This is a genomic window from bacterium (genome assembly GCA_026129405.1).
Lineage (GTDB): Bacteria > Desulfobacterota > Binatia > DP-6 > DP-6 > JAHCID01.
The window spans coordinates 172,330-192,724 of record JAHCID010000002.1; the positions used below are offsets into that span (position 1 = coordinate 172,330).

At 73.8% G+C, this 20,395-nt stretch carries 19 protein-coding genes; 10 read left to right on the top strand and 9 right to left on the bottom strand.

What is annotated here, in order from left to right; all coding sequences use genetic code 11:
• Positions 1 to 36: 36 nt before the first annotated feature.
• The 3 genes from KIT14_09150 to KIT14_09160 are packed head-to-tail and all read right to left on the bottom strand — an operon-like array spanning position 37 to position 3,941.
• Complete coding sequence (locus KIT14_09150; protein MCW5890706.1) at positions 37 to 1,659, bottom strand: MFS transporter; 1,623 nt, start codon at positions 1,657 to 1,659, stop codon at positions 37 to 39.
• Positions 1,656 to 3,500, bottom strand: coding sequence for an MFS transporter (locus KIT14_09155; protein MCW5890707.1), 1,845 nt, complete (start codon positions 3,498 to 3,500; stop codon positions 1,656 to 1,658). The genes KIT14_09150 and KIT14_09155 overlap by 4 nt, the downstream gene beginning before the upstream one ends.
• A 12-nt stretch (positions 3,501 to 3,512) precedes the next feature.
• Positions 3,513 to 3,941, bottom strand: coding sequence for a nitroreductase family deazaflavin-dependent oxidoreductase (locus KIT14_09160; protein ID MCW5890708.1), 429 nt, complete (start codon positions 3,939 to 3,941; stop codon positions 3,513 to 3,515).
• A gap of 160 nt (positions 3,942 to 4,101) precedes the next feature.
• Between KIT14_09160 and KIT14_09165 the strand changes: the two genes are divergently transcribed.
• Positions 4,102 to 5,760, top strand: a complete 1,659-nt coding sequence (locus KIT14_09165; GenBank protein MCW5890709.1) for an FAD-dependent oxidoreductase — start codon at positions 4,102 to 4,104, stop codon at positions 5,758 to 5,760.
• The gene (locus tag KIT14_09170) at positions 5,757 to 7,187 is read left to right on the top strand and encodes a cyclic nucleotide-binding domain-containing protein (GenBank protein ID MCW5890710.1); all 1,431 of its coding nucleotides are present in this window, start codon (positions 5,757 to 5,759) and stop codon (positions 7,185 to 7,187) included. Before KIT14_09165 ends, KIT14_09170 begins: the two co-directional genes overlap by 4 nt.
• Positions 7,188 to 7,190: 3 nt before the next feature.
• On the opposite strand, the gene KIT14_09175 is transcribed toward KIT14_09170, so the two are convergent.
• A complete protein-coding gene (locus tag KIT14_09175) occupies positions 7,191 to 7,895 on the bottom strand; it encodes a pirin family protein (protein ID MCW5890711.1) in 705 nt (234 codons plus the stop codon).
• Positions 7,896 to 7,939: 44 nt separating this feature from the next.
• On the bottom strand, positions 7,940 to 9,304 hold the full coding sequence (locus KIT14_09180) for a HAMP domain-containing histidine kinase (GenBank protein ID MCW5890712.1): 1,365 nt from the start codon (positions 9,302 to 9,304) through the stop codon (positions 7,940 to 7,942).
• Between the two features lie 156 nt (positions 9,305 to 9,460).
• Here KIT14_09180 and KIT14_09185 point away from each other — a divergent pair, with 156 nt between their 5' ends.
• The 3 genes from KIT14_09185 (at position 9,461) to KIT14_09195 (ending at position 12,118) form a co-directional block, all read left to right on the top strand.
• Positions 9,461 to 10,159: an SDR family NAD(P)-dependent oxidoreductase gene (locus tag KIT14_09185; GenBank protein MCW5890713.1), complete on the top strand. Its 699-nt coding sequence runs from the start codon at positions 9,461 to 9,463 to the stop codon at positions 10,157 to 10,159.
• Between the two features lie 103 nt (positions 10,160 to 10,262).
• The gene (locus KIT14_09190; GenBank protein ID MCW5890714.1) at positions 10,263 to 10,571 is read left to right on the top strand and encodes a DUF485 domain-containing protein; all 309 of its coding nucleotides are present in this window, start codon (positions 10,263 to 10,265) and stop codon (positions 10,569 to 10,571) included.
• Positions 10,568 to 12,118 carry a sodium/solute symporter gene (locus KIT14_09195; GenBank protein MCW5890715.1) on the top strand — a complete coding sequence of 517 codons (1,551 nt, stop codon included), beginning with the start codon at positions 10,568 to 10,570 and terminating at the stop codon, positions 12,116 to 12,118. The genes KIT14_09190 and KIT14_09195 overlap by 4 nt, the downstream gene beginning before the upstream one ends.
• Before the next feature lie 4 nt (positions 12,119 to 12,122).
• Here KIT14_09195 and KIT14_09200 read toward each other — a convergent pair whose 3' ends face one another.
• Positions 12,123 to 13,574: an NAD(P)/FAD-dependent oxidoreductase gene (locus tag KIT14_09200; protein MCW5890716.1), complete on the bottom strand. Its 1,452-nt coding sequence runs from the start codon at positions 13,572 to 13,574 to the stop codon at positions 12,123 to 12,125.
• Positions 13,575 to 13,586: 12 nt separating this feature from the next.
• Positions 13,587 to 15,296, bottom strand: coding sequence for a DUF3556 domain-containing protein (locus KIT14_09205; protein ID MCW5890717.1), 1,710 nt, complete (start codon positions 15,294 to 15,296; stop codon positions 13,587 to 13,589).
• 239 nt (positions 15,297 to 15,535) lie between these two features.
• Here KIT14_09205 and KIT14_09210 point away from each other — a divergent pair, with 239 nt between their 5' ends.
• Genes KIT14_09210 through KIT14_09220 form a run of 3 tightly spaced genes read left to right on the top strand, consistent with a single transcriptional unit; the run spans position 15,536 to position 16,983 of the window.
• On the top strand, positions 15,536 to 15,748 hold the full coding sequence (locus KIT14_09210; protein ID MCW5890718.1) for a hypothetical protein: 213 nt from the start codon (positions 15,536 to 15,538) through the stop codon (positions 15,746 to 15,748).
• 7 nt (positions 15,749 to 15,755) lie between these two features.
• Positions 15,756 to 15,908, top strand: a complete 153-nt coding sequence (locus KIT14_09215) for a hypothetical protein (GenBank protein MCW5890719.1) — start codon at positions 15,756 to 15,758, stop codon at positions 15,906 to 15,908.
• Positions 15,909 to 15,960: 52 nt separating this feature from the next.
• The gene (locus tag KIT14_09220; GenBank protein ID MCW5890720.1) at positions 15,961 to 16,983 is read left to right on the top strand and encodes a L,D-transpeptidase; all 1,023 of its coding nucleotides are present in this window, start codon (positions 15,961 to 15,963) and stop codon (positions 16,981 to 16,983) included.
• 46 nt (positions 16,984 to 17,029) lie between these two features.
• Here KIT14_09220 and KIT14_09225 read toward each other — a convergent pair whose 3' ends face one another.
• Positions 17,030 to 17,416, bottom strand: coding sequence for a hypothetical protein (locus KIT14_09225; GenBank protein MCW5890721.1), 387 nt, complete (start codon positions 17,414 to 17,416; stop codon positions 17,030 to 17,032).
• Here KIT14_09225 and KIT14_09230 point away from each other — a divergent pair.
• Positions 17,376 to 19,070 carry a hypothetical protein gene (locus KIT14_09230; protein MCW5890722.1) on the top strand — a complete coding sequence of 565 codons (1,695 nt, stop codon included), beginning with the start codon at positions 17,376 to 17,378 and terminating at the stop codon, positions 19,068 to 19,070. The genes KIT14_09225 and KIT14_09230 overlap by 41 nt on opposite strands.
• Positions 19,071 to 19,119: 49 nt before the next feature.
• Here the strand turns inward: KIT14_09230 and KIT14_09235 are convergent, their stop codons facing one another.
• Positions 19,120 to 19,896, bottom strand: a complete 777-nt coding sequence (locus KIT14_09235) for a CAP domain-containing protein (GenBank protein MCW5890723.1) — start codon at positions 19,894 to 19,896, stop codon at positions 19,120 to 19,122.
• 148 nt (positions 19,897 to 20,044) lie between these two features.
• Here KIT14_09235 and KIT14_09240 point away from each other — a divergent pair, with 148 nt between their 5' ends.
• On the top strand, positions 20,045 to 20,359 hold the full coding sequence (locus tag KIT14_09240; GenBank protein ID MCW5890724.1) for a hypothetical protein: 315 nt from the start codon (positions 20,045 to 20,047) through the stop codon (positions 20,357 to 20,359).
• The last annotated feature ends 36 nt before the right edge of the window (positions 20,360 to 20,395 follow it).

Genomic DNA, 20,395 nt, shown 5'->3' on the forward strand with positions numbered 1-20,395 from the left:
TGGATCACGAGGCAACCCCTTGGTTGCCCAGCGGCGTCACCCCGGGCGCGGGCCGAGCCGCGCGGCGAGGAGGTGCGTCACGATCGGCGGCTCCGGGGCCTCGTGGAAGCCGCGCACCACCTCGCGCAGCGCGCGGTCCGACACCGTCATGCGCGCGTGCTGGCGGAGGTGCTCCGCCCACGAGTCGACCGTGAACGTCTCGACGAAGCGGCTCGGGTCGGCGGCGTCGCGGAAGAGGCCCCACAGCTCGGCGCCGTCGCGCCGGCGGATGCGCGAGAAGTCGCGCATGGCGGAGCCGAAAGCGGCGGCGCGCGTCGGATCGACGCGGTACTCGACCGTCACCAGCACCGGGCCGTCGTCGGGATCGAACGCGCCGGCGATCTCGGGCTCGGGGAGGCCCTCCGCGGGCGTCAGGTCCAGGCCTTCGGCGGCGGCGAGCGGGAAGCGCGTCACCACGACGAGGCCGACGACGAGGCCGCCGGCGGCGGCGAGCAGCGCGGTCTGCACGCCGGCGTGGGTCGCCACCCAGCCCCAGCCGAGCGCGCCGAAGGCCATGCCGCCCTGGATCACGAACAGGCTCGTCGCCAGCGCCCGTGCCCGCACCCACGACGACACCGCGTTCTGCGCCGCGGTGTTGACGGTCGACATGGCGGCCATCCATGCCGCGCCCGCGCCGACGAGGACGGCGCCGGCGACGAGCGGCACGCGCACGACCGCGAGCGTCGCGCTGGCGAGCGCATAGACGAGCGTCGCCGCCATCATGAGGCGGTCGGTGCCGAGCCGCCGGCGCAGCGCAGGCAGCACCGCCGCGGCGAGGACCGCGCCCGCGCCGAGGCAGCCGAGGAGGATGCCGTAGCCGACGGAGTCCAGCTCCAGATCGTGCAGCGCGACGATCGGCACCAGCGCCCACACGGCGCTCGCGAAGACGATGAAGCCGGTCGTGCGCACGAGCACCGTGCGCAGCGGCGTCGAGTGACGCACGTAGCGCGCCCCGGCACGCAAGGCGCCGAGCACGTCCTCGCGCGGCAGCGTCGACGCGGGCACCGACCGCCGCCAGCGGAACAGCACCGCGAGCACGCCGAGGAACGACGCCGCGTTCAGCAGGAACACCCAGCCGGGGCCGAGCGCGCCGACGAGCACGCCGCCCAGGGCCGGTCCCACCGCGCGCGACGCGTTCAGCGCCACGCTGCCGAGCGCCACCGCCGCCGGCAGCTCGGCGCGTGGGACGAGATCGGGGATCATCGCCGCCCACGCCGGGTTGTTGAGCGCCGCGCCGACACCGATCGAGAACGTGAGCCCGATGAGGAGCCACGGCGTCGTCAGGCCGGCGAGCGTACACAGGCCGAGCACCGTCGCCGACAGCAGCATCCACGCCTGGGTGAGGAGGAGGTAGCGCCGGCGGTCGACGATGTCGGCGAGCGCGCCGCCCGGCAGCGCGAGCAGGAAGAAGGGCAGGCTCGCCGCCGTCTGCATGAGCGCCACGAGCAGCGGGTTGCCGTGCGCGAGCGACGTCATGAGCCACGCGCCGGCGGCCTCCTGCATCCAGGTGCCGACGTTCGACGCGAGCGCCGCGATCCAGACGGCGCGGAAGGCGCGATGGCGCAGCGGCGTCCAGGCCGTGGTGGGCGCCGGCGAAGCGGGCGGGACGTCGCCGCTCACACCACCGTCTCGTCGACGTAGCACCAGCGCCAGTCCTCGCCCGGCTCGAGCGAGCGCACGATGGGATGCTGGCTGGCCCAGAAGTGCTTCGTCGCGTGGCGGTTCTTCGACGAGTCGCAGCAGCCGACGTGGCCGCAGGTGAGGCACAGGCGGAGGTGGACCCAGGCGTCGCCCAGGCGCAGGCACTCCTCGCAGCCGCGCGCGTGGGGATGGACCGGCCGGATCATGTCGAGGTGCGAGCAGACGGGCATCGGCGAGTCTCCTTCATCGCGATCGGCGGCGAGGGTCCCGAGCGTCACGAGCCCGGTGAGGCCGCCGAGCAGCGTCACGAATGCACACCAAAGGACGGCGCGACGGAAGGCGTCGACGAAGGCCGCGTCGACGAGGGCCGCGAGCCGCGCCTGCTCGGCGCTCGGGAGCCCCGGGGGCAGCGCGGTGTCGGCGAGGGAGCGACGCTCCTCGACCAGCACGCGCGCGACCTCGGCGGGCACGCCCGACGCCGCCAGTCGGCGGTCGAGCGCGGCCGTGTAGAGCGCCAGGGCGACGACGCCCACGACGGCGACGGCGAGCAGCGTGCCCACCCGCGCCGCCGCGTTGTTGACGCCGGAGGCGACGCCCGCGGCACCCGGCGGCACCGCGGCCAGCACGCCCGCGGTGAGCGGCGCCGCGGTGAGGGCCATGCCGACGCCGGTGAGCGTCATCGGGGCGAGGAACGTCGCCCAGTACGTGCCGCCGACGCCGGGAATCGCGAAGCAGGCGAGCCCGGCCGCCGTGAACAGCGGCCCGAGCACCAACAGCGGCCGCGTGCCGACGCGATCGGCGAGTGCGCCCGCTCGCCGCGAGAGCATGGCGAGCGCGAGCGCGAACGGTAGGAAGGCCGCGCCGGTCGCGGTGCTGGAGTAGCCCTGGACCTCGACGAGGTTGAACGGCAGCAGGAAGAACACGCCGGTGACGCCGCCGTACACGAGCACGGTGAGGAGATTCGCGCCTGAGAACGCACGCGACCCGAAGAGCGCCGGCGGCACCATGGGCGCAGCCGTGTGTCGCTCCCAGGCGACGAACGCCACCAGCCCGGCCGTGCCGGCGCCGAGCGCCGCGAGGGCGCCGGGCGTCGCGCCGCCGCCGAGGGCGATGAGCCCGCCGACGAGGCCGACCAGGCCGATGGTGGCGAGCGCGGCGCCGGGCCAGTCGACCGGCGCGGGCCGGCGCATCACCGGCGGGTCGGGAACGCGCCATGCGCCGATGGCGAGCGTCAGGGCGACGAGCGGCAGGAACGCGACGAAGGCGAGCCGCCACGACAGCGCGTCGACGAACCAGCCGCCGACGAGCGGGCTCAGCGCCCCCACCATCGACGTCACGGCCGACCACGTGCCGATCGCCCGCCCGCGCTCGGCCCGCGGGAAGGCGGCGCTCAGCAGCGCGAGGCTGTTCGGGACGAGCAGCGCCGCCCCGAGCCCCTGCGCTGCGCGCGCCAGGACGAGCGTCGCCGCGTCCGGGGCGAGCGCGGCGCCGATGGACGCGATCCCCAGGCCGAGCGTCCCCAGCTGGAACACGCGCCGGCGCCCGAAGCGGTCGCCGGCCGCGCCGCCCGCGAGCGTCAGCGACGCGAGCAGGACGGTGTAGCCGCTCGCGATCCACTGCATCTCGCCGACGGTCGCGCCGAGCGCCTGCTGGATCGCCGGCAGCGCGACGTTCAGCACCGAGGCCTCGACGAACGCGAGGCTCGAGCCGAGGATCGCGGCCGCGAGCACCCAGCGCTTGGCGTGCGACGCGCAGCCCGGCGTCTCCGGGGCGCTGGCGATGACCGTCGCGTCGGACGGCGTGCGGGACGCGACGATCACGTCGGGGCTCGCTCACTCGTCCGGCGAGAACAGCTCGACGCGCACGACGCGGCCGCCGCCGAACTCGCGGCCGAAGAGGCGGAAGACGCGGGTCATCCAGTACTTGTCGACGAAGCGGGCATGTATCCGCGCCACCTCGGCGGCGTCGTCGACGGGGAACGCCTCGCCGCGCCGCCGCTCGTTGCCGCCGAAATCGAGCTCCACGCGCGGGGAGGCGAGGAGGTTGCGGTACCAGTCCGTCTTGCCCCCCTGGCCCGCCTGGAGCCAGACGCGATCGCCGTCGCGCACGAACCAGATGGTGACGGAGCGGCGCAGCCCGCTCTTGCGGCCGATCGTGGTGAGCTCGACCGACCAGCCCTCGCGCAGCGTCCGCCACGTGAGGAGCCCGAGCGTGCCTGCGATGAGCAGCAGGAAGAGGATGGCGACCACCCGCAACGACATCGCGGGGGGTTGTAGCCTCCGCGCCCGATGCTGGGAAACCGTGCGCTGCCATTCGCCGGCGTGGGGCCGGGATCGCGCCTCGGCGCGGGCCCGGGGCACGAACGGGGCGCCCGGATCCCCCGTCGTGCTGGGTTCGGATCCGGCGTAAGGTCGCCCGGCCATGCCAACGTCCGGACGCCCGCGGCCCGTCATTCTCACCGTCGACGACGACGCCGAGGTCCTGCGCGCCATCGCTCGCGACCTCCGCACGCGCTACGCCGAGCGCTATCGGATCATCGCCGCAGGTTCCCCGGAGGAGGCGCTGCGCACGGTCACGCAGCTGCGCGAGCGGCTCCAACCCGTCGCCCTCCTCCTCGTCGACCAGCGGATGCCCGGGATGACCGGCATCGAGCTGCTCGAGCACGTCCGTCCGCTCGTGCCGGACGCGAAGCGCGTCCTCCTGACGGCCTACGCCGACACGAGCGCCGCCATCGACGCGATCAACCGGGTCGGGCTGCATCATTACCTGCTGAAGCCGTGGCATCCCCCCGAGCAGCAGCTGTACCCCGTGCTCGACGACGTGCTCGACGACTGGGCCGGGGCGGCGCGGCCGGGCCAGGGCGGGATCCTGCTCGTCGATCACCACTGGTCGCCGCGCGGCCACGCCCTGCGCGACTTCCTCACCCGCAACCAGATCCCGTACCGTCGGCTCGACCTCGACCGCGACCCCGAGGCACAGGCGCTGGGCGCGGGGGCGGCCCTGCCGCTGGTCGTCCTGGAGGACGGGACGCGGATCCCCGATCCCGACCCGCACGCGCTCGCCGAGCGGCTCGGCATGACGACGCGGCCGGCGCGCGAGTTCTACGATCTGCTCATCGTCGGCGCCGGGCCGGCCGGGCTCGCCGCCGCCGTGTACGGCGCCTCGGAAGGGCTCAAGGTCGCCGTGGTCGAGCACGAGGCGCCGGGCGGTCAGGCAGGCACCAGCTCGCGCATCGAGAACTACCTCGGATTTCCCGCCGGCCTCTCCGGCGCCGATCTCGCCCGCCGCGCGCTGGCGCAGGCGCGGCGCTTCGGCGCCGAGATGCTGCTCTCGAACGCGGAGGCCGTGCGCATCGACGGCCCGTACCGATTCGTCCGGCTCTCGGACGGCACCGAGGTGAGCTGTCACGCGCTGCTCGTCGCCAGCGGCGTGACCTATCGCGCCCACGAGGCGCGCGGGGTGCAGGAGCTGACGGGGGTCGGCGTCTACTACGGCGCGGCGCTCACGGAGGCGATCGAGTATCGCGACGCGGACGTCTTCGTCGTCGGCGCAGGCAACTCGGCGGGGCAGGGCGCCCTGTTCCTCGCGCAGACGTCCCGCTCGGTGACGCTGCTCTGCCGCGGCGACTCCATCGCGGCCAGCATGTCGCACTATCTCGTCGAGCGACTCGAGCAGACGCCGAACGTCACGCTCCGCACGCGCATGGTGCTCGACGCCGCGCACGGCGACCATCGCCTCGAAGCGGTCACGCTGCGCGACGTGCGCACCGGGACGGCGGAGCGGCTGCGCGCGGACGCGGTCTTCATCTACATCGGGGCCGTGCCGTGCACGGACTGGCTGGGCGGCTGCGTCGTGCGCGACGCCAGGGGCTTCGTCCTCACCGGACGCGACCTGCCGCCGAGCGCCGAGCGGCCGACGCCGTGGCCCCTCGTGCGCGAGCCGTTTCTCACCGAAACCAGCCTGCCCGGCGTCTTCGCGGCGGGCGACGTGCGCTGCGGCTCCGTGAAGCGCGTCGCCTCGGCCGTGGGCGAGGGCTCCATCACCGTGCAGTTCGTGCACCAACATCTGGCACAGCTATGATCACCGACGCCGCCGTTCGCGCCCTTCCGTTCTTCGCCGACCTGCCCTGGGACCGCTGCGGCTGGCTGCCCGGGCGTCTCGTGGAATCGCACGTCGACGCCGGCACCTACCTCATGCGCCAGGGCGAGCCGCTCGACGCCTTCATCGTGCTGGTCGAGGGCGAGACGGTCGCCCTGCGTGCTGCGGAGGGCGCGCAGCTTCCCGCGGGGCGGCATCTCGGGCCATCGTACGTCGGCGAGATCCCCTTGCTCTCCGACCAGCCGGCGGAGGTTTCGATCAAGACGCTGGTTCGGTCCCGCATCTGGAAGCTGGCGCCCGACGACTTCCGGCGCTTGCTGCACGAGTGCCCCGCCTTCGAGCGCTCGATGTTCCGCACGGTGTCGTCGCGCCTGCGCGGGCTCGAGAGCCACATCCAGCAGCGCGAGAAGATGGCGGCGCTCGGCACGCTCGCCGCCGGTCTCGCGCACGAGCTCAACAACCCGGCCGCCGCCGTCGCGCGCGCCGTCGACCGGCTCGGCAAGCTCCTCGGCGATCTCGAAGAGGCGGCCTGGGCCCTGGCCGCGGCCGGTCCGGAGCAGAAGACGCTCGATGCGCTGCGCGACGCCGTCCGTCTCGCGGAACGATACCGCGCCGGGCATCACACGCTCGACGCCATGGCGACGTCCGAGGCCGAGGAGTCGCTGGCGCTGTGGTGCGAGGAGCGCGGCTGCACGCGCGGCTTCGAGGTGGCGCCGGCGCTGGCGGCGGGAGGGCTCACGCCCGAGACGCTCTCCAGCCTGGAATCGGAGCTGTCCGACGAGGTCTTCGACGCCACCATCATCTGGCTCGCCGCCGCCCTCGACGCGCGCGGGCTGCTCGACGAGGCCGGCACCGCCGGCGAGCGCCTGGTCGGCATCGTGAAGGCGATGAAGTCATACTCGCACCTCGATCGCGGGCCGCAGCAGGACGTCGACATCCACGAGGGTATCGACGACACCCTCGTCATCCTGAACCATCGTCTGAAGCACTCGAAGATCGTCGTGCACCGCGAGTACGACCGCACGCTGCCGCGCATCCCGGTCTACGGCAGCGAGCTGAATCAGGTCTGGACCAACCTCATCGACAACGCGATCGACGCGCTCGACGGCACGGGCACCATCACCATCCGCACCCGCCGCGACCACAAGTGGGCGGCGATCGAGGTCGGCGACGACGGCCCCGGCATCCCCGTCGACATCCAGTCGCGCATCTTCGAGCCGTTCTTCACGACGAAGCCGCCCGGGAAGGGCACCGGGCTGGGGCTGGAGCTGGCCTACCGGACGGTGGTCTTCCGTCACGGCGGCCAGCTCAACGTCTCGTCCCAGCCGGGCGATACGCGCTTCGTCGTGCGCCTGCCGCTGACCGGGGTGTTCACCCCGATCGGCGGTCGGCCCGCCGCCGCAGGCTGACGTTCAGGCGCTCGGCAGGTCGAAGAGCAGGACCTCGGCGGTGGCGTCGGCGGTGATCGTCACGGCCGTCTCGTCCTCGAGCGACGCGCCGTCGCCCGCCGCGAGCGCCGTGTCGCCGACGCGGACGCGGCCCTCGGCAACCTGCACCCAGGCGACACGGCCCGGGCGCAGCGCGTGCGTCACCGCGTCGCCCGGCGCCAGCCGCGCGACGTGGACGTCGGCGTCCTGATGGACGTGCACGATGCCTGCGCCGTCGAAGCGGGAGATCACGTGCGCCAGCTTGCCCTGCATGGCGTCGGCCGGGATCGCCTCCTGCGCGTAGCGCGGCGCCACGCCGCGCGTCTCGGGCATCACCCAGATCTGGAGGAAGTGGACGGGCTCGACCGCGGACGGGTTGAACTCGCTGTGGTGGATGCCGGTGCCGGCGCTCATCACCTGCACGTCGCCGGGCCGGATCACCGATCCGGTGCCGAGGCTGTCGCGGTGCTGGACCGCGCCGGCGAGCACCCAGGTGACGATCTCCATGTCGCGGTGCCCGTGCGTGCCGAAGCCCTGGCCGGGCTCGACGCGGTCCTCGTTGATCACGCGCAGCGGGCCGAAGCCCATGCGGCTCGGGTCGTACCAGTCTCCGAAGGAGAAGCTGTGACGGCTGTCGAGCCAGTCGATGCGGGTGCGGCCGCGCGCGGCCGCCGGATGCTTGGTCAGCATGGTCCCGGCCAGGTGCGTACGACCGGCGGGCCGCGCAAGGGGTCTCAGGCGACGGCGCGGAGGGCGTCGGCGTCGATCGGCAGGACGAGCACGAACGTCGTGCCCGCGCCGTAGCGGCTGCGGACGCCGATCCAGCCGCCGAGGAGCGAGGCCAGGCGGCGGGCGATGCTGAGCCCGAGGCCCGTGCCGCCGTACTCGCCGCGCGCGGCCCCGTCGAGTTGGCGGAAGTCCTCGGCCAGGCGCGCCAGATCCTCGTGGCGGATGCCGATGCCCGTGTCGCGCACCGCGATCGCCAGGGCCGGCCCGCGCAGCGGCACGGCGGTGGCGTCGGCGAGGACGCGGAAGCCCTCGGCCTCGAGCGTCGCCGTCGTGCGCAGGGCGCGCACCTCGATGGCGATCTCGCCCTGCGGCGTGAACTTCACCGCGTTGCCGGCGAAGTTCGACAGGATCTGCTCGAGCCGCAGCGGGTCGCTCGCGACGGCCGGCAGACCCGCCGGGACGTGCGCGCGCAGCGTGACGCCCTTCTGCGCGGCGAGGGGCGCGAACACGGACGCGACGCGCCGGGCGAGCGCGTCGACCGCAACGGGCGCGATGCGGATCTCCATGCGCCCGGCGTCGACCTTCGAGAGGTCGAGGAGGTCCGAGATCATCCCGTGCAGAAAGACGCCGCGCTCGCGGATGCGCTCGACGAGGCGTCGCGGCTCCGGGTCGGGCACGGCGCCCGCCTCTTCGAGCAGCATGCCGGCGTAGCCGACGATGACGTGCAGCGGGCTGCGCAGCTCGTGCGACATGCTGGCGAGGAAGTCGCGCTTGTGGGCGAGCGCGGCCTGGAGCTGCGTGCGGGTGCGGAACTCGCGCCAGCGCACGCGGCGCTGGAAGACGGTGCTGAGGAACGCGATCACGGCCGTCGAGCCGAGGAAGGCGAGGTTGTGGACGAGCATGCGCGGGTCGGCGCTCGCGCTCGTCGCCATGACGCCCGCCACGTAGGCCGCGATGAGCGAGCCGGACGCCGCCGCCGACCAGCCCGGCGTCCACGGCATCACCAGCGTCGCGGCGAGCAGCACGATGTTGATGCCGCCGTAGTACGGGCTGGCGCGCCCGCCGGTGGCGACGGTCATCGCCACGACGGTCATGCCGACGAGGAGGAATACGGCGAACGCGAGCGGCCGGGCGTAGCAGGCGCCGGCCGGCCGGCGCAGGAACGCGATGGCGACCGCCGCCCCGACGACGACGAGGAGCCGCAGGACGAGGAACGTGTGTGCCTTGTCCGGGAAGAAGGTGAAGTCGTAGAGCGCGAACGCGGCCATGGCCGGCAGCCCGGCGAGCGCCCCGGTGAGGGCCCCCTGCCGGCAGCGCTCGCGCTCCTCGGCCTCGAACGCCGCTTCCAGCGCGGCAGCGGACGACTCCATCGGCGGCCTGGCAGCGAGCAAACCCCATACCGGCGCCCGGCTCCCGCCGCCCACCGGCCTGCGCGGTGCCGCACCGGGTGCGGCGGCAAAATCGTATCGCTGCGCCATGTCGCGGTCGGTGGTTCCATGGTGCCGGCGCGCTGCTAGCGTGGGCGCATGAGCCAGCGACGGCGGGTGGCGGTGGTGACCGGCGGCAATCGGGGGCTCGGGCTGGCGGCGGCGACGGCGCTCACCCGGCACGGTCTCACGGTCGTGATCGGCAGCCGTGACCGCGGCGACGGCGAGGCCGCCGCGCGCGGCATCGGCGGCGACGCGGTGGCGCTTCCGCTCGACGTGCGCGACGCCGCCGGCATCGCCGGGTTCGCGCGGGCCGTCGATGCCCGCTTCGGTGGCGCCGACGTGCTCGTCAACAACGCCGGCATCTACCCGGACGAGAACCGCAGCGTCCTCGCCGTCCCGCCGGCGCTGTTTCGCGAGACGATGGAGACGAACCTGCTCGGCCCGGTCGCGCTCTGCCAGGCGTTCGTGCCCGGGATGCGGGCGCGCGGCTACGGGCGGGTGGTGAACGTGTCGTCGGGGCTCGGCCAGCTCGCCACCATGGGCGACGTCGCGCCGTCGTACGCGGCGTCGAAGGCGGCGCTCAACGCGCTCACGCGGCTGGTCGCGGGCGCGGTCGCGGGCAGCAACGTGCTCGTGAACGCCGCCGACCCCGGGTGGGTGCGCACGCGCATGGGCGGCGAGCAGGCGCCGCGCTCGATCCCCGAGGGCATCGACACCATCGTCTGGCTGGCGACCCTGCCCGACGGCGGGCCGAGCGGCGGCTTCTTCCGCGACCGCCAGCCGCTCGCGTGGTGAGCCGCGGGCCGGCACGCAGACGTCGGCGACGGTCGCGCGGGGCGTCTCTCGGCGGCCTGCGCCTTGACGGCCGGGGCGGCGCGACGATAGCGGTCGCGCCGCGATGGCGCGGGGGCAGGAGCGGCGGGCGGCGCGGCCGCGGGACGACGGGGACGCGCTGCGGGCGCTGGCGCGCGCCCGGACGCGCGTGGCGACGTTGCTCACCGCCGCCGTGGTCGCGATCTACTTCGGCTTCATCGGCGCCGTCGCCTTCGCGCGACCGGTGCTCGGCTGGCTGGTCGCGCCGGGGCTGAGCCTCGGCATCGTGCTCGGCGCGGCGGTGATCGTCGCGTCCTGGCTGCTCACCTGGGTCTACGTGCGCTGGGCCAACGCGCACTACGATCCCGCGCTCCGGAGCCTGCGCGAGCGATGACGCCCGCGACCACGATCGGCGAGCCGAGCGCCGTCGCGATGGCGTTCTTCTTCCTGTTCATCGCGGTGACGCTCGGCATCACCTGGTGGGCGGCGCGCCGCACGCGCACGGCGGAGCACTTCTACGCCGCCGGGCGCTCGATCACCGCCGGCCAGAACGGCGTCGCGCTGGCGGGCGACTACATGAGCGCGGCGTCGTTCCTCGGCATCGCCGGGCTGGTGTCGACGACCGGCTTCGACGGCCTCATCTACTCGACCGGCTGGCTCGTCGGCTGGCCGGTCGTGCTCTTCCTCATCGCCGAGCCGCTGCGCAACCTCGGCAAGTACACCTTCTCCGACGTCGTCGCGCTGCGCTTCCGCCAGACGCCGGTGCGCATCGCCGCCGCCACCGGCACGCTCGCGACCGTCGTCTTCTACCTGATCGCGCAGATGGTCGGCGCCGGCGGCCTCATCAAGCTGCTCTTCGGGCTCTCGTACGAGCAGGCGATCGCCGTCGTCGGCGCGGCCATGATCGCCTACGTGCTCTTCGGCGGCATGCTCGCGACCACCTGGGTGCAGATCGTGAAGGCGGTGCTGCTGCTGACCGGCGCGGCGCTGCTGGCGGTGCTGGTGCTCGCGCGCTTCGGCGGCAACCCCGCGGCGCTCTTCGCCGCCGCCGCGGAGCGCTACGGCGACGGCGTGCTCGCGCCCGGCAAGCTGGTCGCGAGCCCGCTCGACGCGCTGTCGCTCGGGCTCGCGCTCATGTTCGGCACCGCGGGGCTGCCGCACATCCTCATGCGCTTCTACACCGTGCCGGACGCGCGGGCGGCGCGGACCTCGGTGTTCTACGCCACCGGGCTCATCGGCGCGTTCTATCTCCTGACCTTCGTGCTCGGCTTCGGGGCCATGGTGCTGGTCGGACCCGAGGCCATCCGCGCCGTCGACGCGGGCGGCAACATGGCGGCGCCGCTGCTCGCCGAGCTGCTGGGCGGCACGCCGTTCCTCGGCTTCATCGCCGCGGTGGCGTTCGCGACCATCCTCGCCGTGGTGGCGGGGCTGACGCTCTCCGGCGCCGCGGCGCTGTCGCACGACCTGTGGGTGAACGTCGTGCGCGGCGAGCACGCCGACCCGGCCGAGCAGCTCCTGGTCGCGCGCGCGGCGACCGTGGGTCTCGGGCTCGTGGCGGTCGGGCTCGGCATCGCCTTCGAGGGGCAGAACGTCGCCTTCATGGTGTCGCTGGCGTTCGCCATCGCGGCCAGCGCCAACTTCCCGGCGCTCGTCCTGTCGATCTTCTGGCGCGGCTGCACCACCGCCGGCGCGGTCGCGAGCATGGCGACCGGCACGCTGGCGACCATCCTGCTCATCGTCCTCTCGCCGACGGTGCACGTCGAGCTGCTCGGCGCCGACGTCGCCTGGTTCCCGCTGCGCAACCCGGCCCTGGTGACGATCCCGCTGTCGTTCGCGGTCGGCATCGTCGTGTCGCGGCTGCGCGCCGAGCCGGGCGCGACGGCGCGCTGGGCGGCGGTCGAGCGGCGCATGCACCTCGGGCCCGACGGCGACGAGGCGTAGCCGGCTACGCGGCGTCGAGCGCCGGCAGCGGCTTCCCGAGGCGCGCGAGCGCCGAGCGCGCCGCCCAGAAGCCGCCCATGCCGTGTACGCCGCCACCGGGCGGCGTCGACGCGGAGCAGATGAACAGGCGCGGGTTCGGCGTCGCGTACGGGTCGAGGCGCGTCACCGGGCGGTTCCACAGCTGGAGCGCGTCGGCGACGCCGCCCGTGATCGCGCCGCCGCGGTAGTTCGGGTTGTAGCGCTCGAGGTCGGCGGGACCGAGCGTGTGGCGTGCCAGGATGCGGTCGCGGAACCCGGGCGCGAAGCGTTCCACCTGGCGCTCGATGGCCTGGGTCATGTCGATCGTCGAGCCGTGCGGCACGTGGCAGTAGGCGTAGCCCGTGTGCCGTCCCGCCGGCGCGCGCGTCGGATCGACCTCGCTCTGCTGGCACAGGATCAGGAACGGCCGTGGGCTGTGGCGGCCGTGGTACATGTCGTCCTCCGAGGCGCAGATCTCCTCGAGCGTGCCGCCGACGTGGACGGTCGACGCCTCCCGGCACGCCGGATCGCGCCACGGGATCGGTCCGTCGAGCGCCCAGTCGAGCTTGAAGGCGCCGGGCCCGTAGCGGTAGCGCAGCAGCCGGCGGCGATAGCCGGCCGGCAGCGCGTCGCCGGCGACGTGGGCGAGCTGGTCGGGCGAGGTGTCGAAGAGGACGACGCGCGCGGCGGGTAGCTCGGCGAGGGCGGCGATCCGCCGCCCGGTCTCGATGCGGCCGCCGAGGCTCGCGAGGTACGACGCGAGCGCACGCCAGATCGCCTCCGAGCCGCCCTCGGCGACGGGCCAGTCGACGACGTGGCCCGTCAGCGCGAACATGGTGCCGATCGCCGCCGTCAGCGGCTGCGTCAGCGGCAGCAGCGAGTGCCCGGCGCAGCCCGCGAACAGCGCGCGCGCGCGCGGCGCGCGGAAGCACAGCCGCGCCAGCCGATTCGCCGACCAGATCGCGCGCAGGCCGAAGCGCGCGAGCAGGACGGGGTACGACGGCACGCGCAGCGGCGCCATCGCGTCGGCGAGCAGCGCGTGGGGATCGCGCAGGAACGGCCCCACGAGCCGCCGCCAGGCGTCGCCGTCGCGGCCGAGCCCGGCGCAGGTCTCGTCCAGCGAGCGGCGCAGCATCACCGCCGGGCCGTCGTCGAGCGGGTGCGCGACCGACGCGCGCGGGTGGCGCCAGACCAGGCCGTGCGCCCCGAGCGGCAGGCGGCGGAAGTACGGTGACAGCTCGCCCATCGGATGCACGGCCGAGCAGACGTCGTGCACGAAGCCGGGCAGCGTCAGCGCGGCGCTGCGCGTGCCGCCGCCGGGCGTGTCCTCGGCCTCGACCACCAGCACCGACACGCCGGCCCGCGCCAGCGCGATCGCGGCCGCCAGGCCGTTCGGGCCCGAGCCGACGACGACGGCCTCGGGATCGGAGCCCGCCATCGCGGCGTCGCCTCAGGCGCGCGCGGCCGACCGCGACCGCCCGAGCGCCTCGGCGAAGCGGCCGGACGGCCACGGCGACACGTCGCGCATCGGCGCGATCGCGGTCTCGCCGCGGGCGACGACGCCGGTGGCGGCGTCGACCACCTGCCACTGCATCGTGGGACCGAAGAGCGGCTGCGACTCGATCGTCACCACCCGCACCTCGCCCGGCTCGAAGCCGCACTGCGCCTGCACCGCTTCGAGCAGCTGCGTGCCGTTCAGGTGGCCGTCGCCGAAGTTCCAGCCGAGCACCATGCCGCCGAGCACCTCGCCCTCCATCCACTCGTAGTCCTCGATGTCGTCGACCGCCTTCGGCAGCGCTTCGAGCAGCGGGCGGCCCTCCAGGTGCATGAAGCGGTGGGCCATCGAGAGCGCGATTGCGACGTCGGCTGCCTGCGGGTCGGGGAGGAGCTTCTCGAGCTGCTCGCGCATGGTGCCCGACGCCTTCACGAGCTTGCCGAGCTTCGCCGCGCTGCCCTTGCGCACGAGCCAGATGTTGTAGGCCCAGTTGCCGGCGTAGTAGCGCATCGAGAGCAGGAACGAGACGTGGCGCGGCACGAAGTTGCCGTAGGTCGGCACGGCGACGAGCCAGAAGACGAGGAACGCGCACAGCCACGGTGCCGACAGCACCGCCGGCAGCCCCGCCTCGGGATGCACCCCGAAGAGGAAGATGGCGCCGTAGATCATGAGGATGTTCCACTCGATCGGCATGCCGCTCGGGTTGTTGATGGCGATGAAGCCGTGGAAGCACGCCATCCCGACCAGCATCAGCGCGGTGAGCGTCGGGTCGCCGCTCGCGAGCAGCAGTCCGACGGGGATGAAGTACTCGAACGCCGTCCCGCCGTGCGCCATCGCGCCGGCGAGGCGCGACGGTCGCAGGTCGTCGGGGTAGGATACGAACAGCCGCTTCTTCAGCCACCGCGGGAAGAACGGGCCGTTGTTCATCATCACCATGATGACCGACGGGAAGTGGTGGTTGACCTTCGAGGTGGCCGCCCAGAACCAGATCGCGCACCACACGACCTTGCAGGCGGAGAGCCAGAGGGCGTCGGCGAAGGCCACGGTCAGGCAGACGAGCGCCACCCAGTAGTGCTCGGCGCGCGCGGCGAGGAAGAGCGTCTTGTCGGTGATCCCGAGGAGCGGGATCAGGACGACGCTCGGCCACATGAGATCGGGCGTCACCGTGGGGGCGAGCAGCGCGCGCAGGAGCAGCGCCTGGTTGGCGGCGTAGAGCGCGACGTCGAGCCAGGTGCGGCGCGTGCCGCCGACCAGCGGCAGGCCCGGGAAGAGCGGCAGCTTCGTCGTGCCGGGACGCAGGAAGTGCAGGAAGCCGCCGAAGGGCGGATTGAAGCGCGCGTTCATCGGGCCCATGCCGCAGCCGAAGCCCATCAGCTCGTAGAAGATCGACCACAGGATCGCCTTCTGGAATGCGACCGCCGTGAACGCCCAGGCGCCCGGCGCGGTGAAGCCCGGGTAGCCGGCCGAGAAGGAGACGAAGAACGCCCAGCCGCCGGCGTAGAAGAAGAGGTACTTCGCCCAGTACATCGCCATCACGATCGGCGGCGTCGGGAAGACCTGCGAGGCCCAGGTGCGGCAGACGAGCCGGACGCGCTCGGGGAACGGCGCGCCGAGCAGCCGGGCCGGCTCGTAGGGCGGGAGGTCGGCGTCGGACGACGTGGGCATGGCGTCGGCGCTTTCGAGCACGGCACGTCGCCCGGCTGCAAGCCGCGCGCAGGGGCGTCGCTATGCGGCGCTGCGAGCGGGCGCGTGCGGCGCCGCCGTCAGCGCATCGGCCACCTCGTGCGCCGCGCCGAAGCCGGGCAGGAGCTCCGAGAGCCGGTCACGATGTCGCGCGGGTCCGCCTACGTGCTAGGGCCTCGGCGTGGCGAACGCCTTCCTCGACGCGATCCGGCTCGTGCACCGTGGTCGACGTCGAGGGCCTCATCGGACTGAAGCTCCAGGTCCTCGTGAACGATCCATCCCGCCGCCGCCAGGACGAGGCCGACATCGTCGCCCTGATGACCCTCCACCTGCCGGCGCTCGACGGGCCTTTGCTGGAGGAGTACTTCGCGCTACTCGATCGGCGTGACGACCTCGCGCGGCTCCTCGACGAAGCCCGGCAGCGGCGCGGCTGACGCCCTCGTGGCCGACGTGCCGGATCAGCGCACGCTGCGCCCCGATCCCCCCGTGCGCTCGCTCGAAGAGTTCGTCGCGTTTCTCGCCGAGGTCGAGGCCGTCGTCGGTCCCGACCGGCGGCCGCGGCCCCCGACCGTCGGCGACCGCTTCCGTCTGTAGGTCGCGGGGCCGCGTTGCCGGCGTCCCGGCGCGATGGTAGCGCGTCGCGCCCATGGCGATGCGTGTGCGGTGGGGGCGGGCGCTCGTCCTCTGTGCGGCGGTGGTGGTGGCGGTCGAGGCGAAGGTGCCGTTCTGGGGCGCGACCACCTCGAGGCCCCTCGGCACCGATCCGAAGACGCTCGCGCAGGGCGAATGGATCTGGGACGGCGACGCGGAGCCGCGCGGCCCGATGCTCGTCATCGTCAGCCTCAACGAGCAGCGCGCGTACGTGTACCGCAACGGCGTGCGCATCGGCGTCGCCACCGCGAGCACGGGCAAGCCCGGCTACGAGACGCCCACCGGCGTCTTCACGATCCTCCAGAAGGATGAGGATCACCGCTCGAAGACCTACGACGACGCGCCCATGCCGTATCAGGAGCGACTCACCTGGGGCGGCGTCGCGCTGCATGCGGGCGGGCTGCCGGGCTATCCGTCGTCGCACGGCTGCGTGCACCTGCCCTCGGCGTTCGCACGCAAGCTGTTCGAGGTGAGCCCGATGGGTATGACCGTCGTCATCGCGGAGGAGGGCGAGGCGCCGCGCGACGTGGTCCATCCCGGGCTCCTCACCCCGGTCGCGGCGAACGGCGCGACCCTCGATCCGGCGCCCCGGCTCGAAGGCGACCAGGCCTTCCGTTGGACGCCGGTCGAAGGCGCGGACGGCCCCGTGTCGCTCGTCGTGAGCGGCGCGGACCAGCGGCTGCTCGTCTACCGCAGCGGGTTCGAGGTCGGACGCGCCCGCGTGACGATCCGGGATGCGAAGCAGCCGCTCGGCACGCACGTCTTTCAGGCCCTCGACCATCCCGCGGGCGCGCCGATGCGCTGGAAGGCGCTGGCCGTGCCCGGCTACACGGGGACGTCCGCCGCGGCCGACCCGGCGGAGGTGCAGCGCATCGTCGTTCCCGGCGCCTTCCTGACGACGCTGACCCCGCTCGTCACCCCCGGCACGACGCTGCTCGTCACGGACGCGGCCGTCCTGCCGAGCACGACCGGGGTGCCCCTCCAGCTGGTGACCGACGGCCCGCCCCCCGCGGGCTGACGCCGGCGCGTCCGCGCGCTGCTTGGAACCTGGCCAGGTGGCTGGTTCAATGCTCCAGCATGTGGCGTGCGGTGATGGTTTCGGGGATGGCGTTCGGCTTCGCGGCGTCGGCGGCGGCGCAGTGTGATCCGGCGACGCAGTACACGTACACGTTCCAGAACGCCTGCACGCAGCCGATCTGGATCGGCCAGCGCAGCACGCAGGATCCGTCGGCGTATCCGCCCCAGTCGGGCAACTGGGCGCTCGCCGGCGCGTGTGCGAGCAACGCCGCCTGCCCATCGGGCACATGCGACACGCAGGACGGGACGTGCACGTGCAGCACCGCGGCCGACTGTCCCGGCGGCGCCGCCTGCGGGAGCGACGGGAAGTGCAGCACCGCGGCCGTCTTCTGCATGCCGCAGACGTGGACGTCGGGCAGCTTCTGGCCGCGCACGGGCTGTACCCTCGACACCTCGACGTCCCCGCCGAGCCTCTCCTGCGCGACCGGCGCCTGCTACGACACCGACAACTCGGGCCGCGCGCTGCTCGACTGCAGCGCCGCGAACGGCGGCGGCTCGCCGACGAACCCGGTGACGCAGTTCGAGGTCACGTCCACGTCGGCGACGATCAACTACGACGTCAGCCTCGCCGCCGGCTACAACGTCGAGACCGTGGCCGCGCCCGTCGGCGGCGGCCAGGTCGTGCCCGGAACGCCGTCGACCGACGTCGTCGCCTGCTACGACGTCGGCTGCACCGCGGACCTGAACGCGTCGTGCCCGGCGCCGCTCCAGGTGATCGAGAACGACGTCGTCATCGGCTGCCTCGACCCCTGCACGCGCTGCCAGCGTCCCGATCCGCCGGCGGCGCTCCAGTGCAACGACACGCTGCCGGACACCTGGAGCTGCGGCGCGAGCAACGGCTCGGTCACGTACCTCGACCTCTACTGCGCCAAGAACATGGTCGACGGCACGGCGCAGGCGTCGCCGAACCAGGGCACGCCCACCGCCTTCTCGCAGCTCGACTGCCCCCCGGTGACCTCCTTCGTGCAGCCGACCTTCGCATCGTCGTACACGCTGCCGCCGGGGCAGGGCGTCTGCCTCTACACGCACCCGCCGCAGTCGACGACGCCGGGCTTCAACGACTACCGCTGGGCGGACGCGGTGAGCGGGGCCTCCGCCTGCGGCGCCGGCCAGGACGGCACGCCGTGCGGCGGCTATCGCACCACGCAGAGCGACGGCAGCTACTACGGCGACGCGCTCGGCTACACCTGCCAGACCGCGACCTTCCCCGTCGACGGCGGCAGCGAGGTCGCCCATCTCTGCATGCCGCCGCCGACGAGCGGCCTCGGCACCTGCACCAGCGACGAGGCCGGCGGGCTGCCGCTCTACTCGGCCGCGGCCGGGGTGGTGAACACGTCGTGGCTCCTGGCCGCGCAGCAGGCCGGCGGCGGCGCGCCCTACTACGTCCCGTTCAAGACCGCCTGTCAGGCCGCGTACGCATGGCAGTACGACGACATCGCGAGCGGCTTCGGCTGTACGGCGGCGTCGACCGTGCCCGGCGGCCAGCCGTTCACGGGCTTCGCCGTGACCTTCTGCGGCAGCGCCGGCCCCGGGCCGGGTCCCCATCCGGTCGTCCCGACCGCGCTCAGCGTGCGGGGGCGGGCGGCGAAGGTCGATCGCGCCGGCCGCGGCATCCTGCGGCTGAAGGGCACGACCACGCTGCCCACGAGCTTCGCGCTCGAGGAGGCGACGCTCTCGGTCGCCGACCTGCTCGACGCCGTCGGCGGCGGCGGCGAGCTCGTGTCCGGCGACACGGCGATGCCGTGGTCGCTCGATCCGAAGCGTCGCAAGAAGAAGGTGGCGATCTTCACGAGCGCCGCCGGCGCGCGGGTGAAGGTCGTGCTCCACCGTCGGCGTCCGAGCGTCGAGACGGTGAAGGTGCAGGTACTCGTGCGCCGGGCCACGATCGCGCGCCCGGCGGCCTGCGCCGGCGGCGATGCGTCGCTGTCGCTCGAGACGGCGCTCCTCATCGGCGGCGGGAGCGCGGAGTACCGCGCCGGCGCCGTCGGCCCGTGGCGCTGCAAGGGCAAGACGCTGCGCTCGCAGTGACACCGGCGGCCGGGGCGCGCGTCGGGCGCGCCCCGGCCGATCGCGGCGCTCAGCCGCCGAAGTCGTGCGCCCACCATGGGCGGCGGCGCGCATCGAGGACGCAGCCGATCCCGCTGTCGCGGTAGCCGCTGCGCAGGAGGTTCGCGCGGTGGCCGCTGCTGCCCATCCAGCCCGACATCACCGCCGCCGGCGAGGCGTAGCCGGAGGCGATGTTCTCGCCGAGCAGGCCGCCCAGGTAGCCGAAGAGACGGATGATCGTCGTCCACCCGTCGTGACTGAGCTTGCCGGACGCGGCCATGTCGATGGCGCGCCGGCGGGCGGCCTTGGCGAGGGCGGGATGATTCGCCAGCGCCGCGACGCCGGCGCTGCGGCGCTCCTCGTTGGCGAGGCGCAGTACCTCGGCGACCCAGCCGGACGGGCACTCGCTCTCGCCGGCGGCGAGCGGCGGATCGTCCGGACCCGGCGCGGCCGGCGGGGCGGCGACGGTGAGCCCGACGTTCGCGCTCCAGGCGGTGGTCTCGTCCGAGTCGACGGCCCGTGCCCGCCAGGCGTGGGTGCCGGACGCCAGCGTCCCCACGGCGACGGTCTGCTTGCGCTTGGCGCCGCCGATGCTGCGCCAGGGCGTCCAGCCGCCGTCGTTCAGGGTGTGCTGGATCTCGACCGTGACCGCGTCCTTGCGGTCGTTGCCGCGGAAGTTCCAGCGCAGGCTGGCGTCGCCCTTCTTCGGGACGACGAGGGTCAGCTTCGGGGTGGTGAGGGCGCGGGCGGACCCGACGACGAACAGGCTGGCGAACGTCGCCAGCGCGACGAGACACTTGTGGAACATGCCGCGTGGACTCCTTGTACGGGCAGATTTTGCGGAACGGCCGCGTGTGGGACGGGGTCGAGTAGCAGCGTGTACCGCTCCTCCGCAACTGTCCGTTGGTACGAAATCGAGGGTCGCCGATATGCACGACTCGGGCTACGATCCGCCCATGGCCACGCGGTCCCGTCCAGGGCGGCGCGCACTCGCGCGCGAGGAAGCCAAGCTCGCCCGCGAGCGGGCCCGTCTCGCCGAAGTCGAGCCCGGCGGCAGCCCGGAGCGGCCGCGCGAGGTGGAATCGCCGGCGCAGATCGACGTCATCGCCGAGCGCGTCGAGTGCACGACGTGCGGCGAGGCGATGCGTCTCGACCAGCACGCGGCACGCGAGGTCGACGGCGTCACGCTGCGCACCGCCGACCTCACCTGCGTCGCATGCGGCGGGAAGCGCACGCTCTGGTTCCGGCTCGCCGGGACCGTGCTCCAGTAGGCCGCGCGCGTTGACCGCGGACGCCGCCGGGATCTA

What these genes read in the sequence shown, in the direction of transcription:
- KIT14_09205 (MCW5890717.1), bottom strand. Translation starts at nt 15,296, where the DNA reads ATGCCCACGTCGTCCGACGCCGACCTCCCGCCCTACGAGCCGGCCCGG.
- KIT14_09190 (MCW5890714.1), top strand. Translation starts at nt 10,263, where the DNA reads ATGGCGCGGGGGCAGGAGCGGCGGGCGGCGCGGCCGCGGGACGACGGG.
- KIT14_09220 (MCW5890720.1), top strand. Translation starts at nt 15,961, where the DNA reads ATGGCGATGCGTGTGCGGTGGGGGCGGGCGCTCGTCCTCTGTGCGGCG.
- KIT14_09185 (MCW5890713.1), top strand. Translation starts at nt 9,461, where the DNA reads ATGAGCCAGCGACGGCGGGTGGCGGTGGTGACCGGCGGCAATCGGGGG.
- KIT14_09240 (MCW5890724.1), top strand. Translation starts at nt 20,045, where the DNA reads ATGGCCACGCGGTCCCGTCCAGGGCGGCGCGCACTCGCGCGCGAGGAA.
- KIT14_09165 (MCW5890709.1), top strand. Translation starts at nt 4,102, where the DNA reads ATGCCAACGTCCGGACGCCCGCGGCCCGTCATTCTCACCGTCGACGAC.
- KIT14_09175 (MCW5890711.1), bottom strand. Translation starts at nt 7,895, where the DNA reads ATGCTGACCAAGCATCCGGCGGCCGCGCGCGGCCGCACCCGCATCGAC.
- KIT14_09180 (MCW5890712.1), bottom strand. Translation starts at nt 9,304, where the DNA reads ATGGAGTCGTCCGCTGCCGCGCTGGAAGCGGCGTTCGAGGCCGAGGAG.
- KIT14_09170 (MCW5890710.1), top strand. Translation starts at nt 5,757, where the DNA reads ATGATCACCGACGCCGCCGTTCGCGCCCTTCCGTTCTTCGCCGACCTG.
- KIT14_09200 (MCW5890716.1), bottom strand. Translation starts at nt 13,574, where the DNA reads ATGGCGGGCTCCGATCCCGAGGCCGTCGTCGTCGGCTCGGGCCCGAAC.
- KIT14_09230 (MCW5890722.1), top strand. Translation starts at nt 17,376, where the DNA reads ATGCCGCAGACGTGGACGTCGGGCAGCTTCTGGCCGCGCACGGGCTGT.
- KIT14_09160 (MCW5890708.1), bottom strand. Translation starts at nt 3,941, where the DNA reads ATGTCGTTGCGGGTGGTCGCCATCCTCTTCCTGCTGCTCATCGCAGGC.
- KIT14_09195 (MCW5890715.1), top strand. Translation starts at nt 10,568, where the DNA reads ATGACGCCCGCGACCACGATCGGCGAGCCGAGCGCCGTCGCGATGGCG.
- KIT14_09235 (MCW5890723.1), bottom strand. Translation starts at nt 19,896, where the DNA reads ATGTTCCACAAGTGTCTCGTCGCGCTGGCGACGTTCGCCAGCCTGTTC.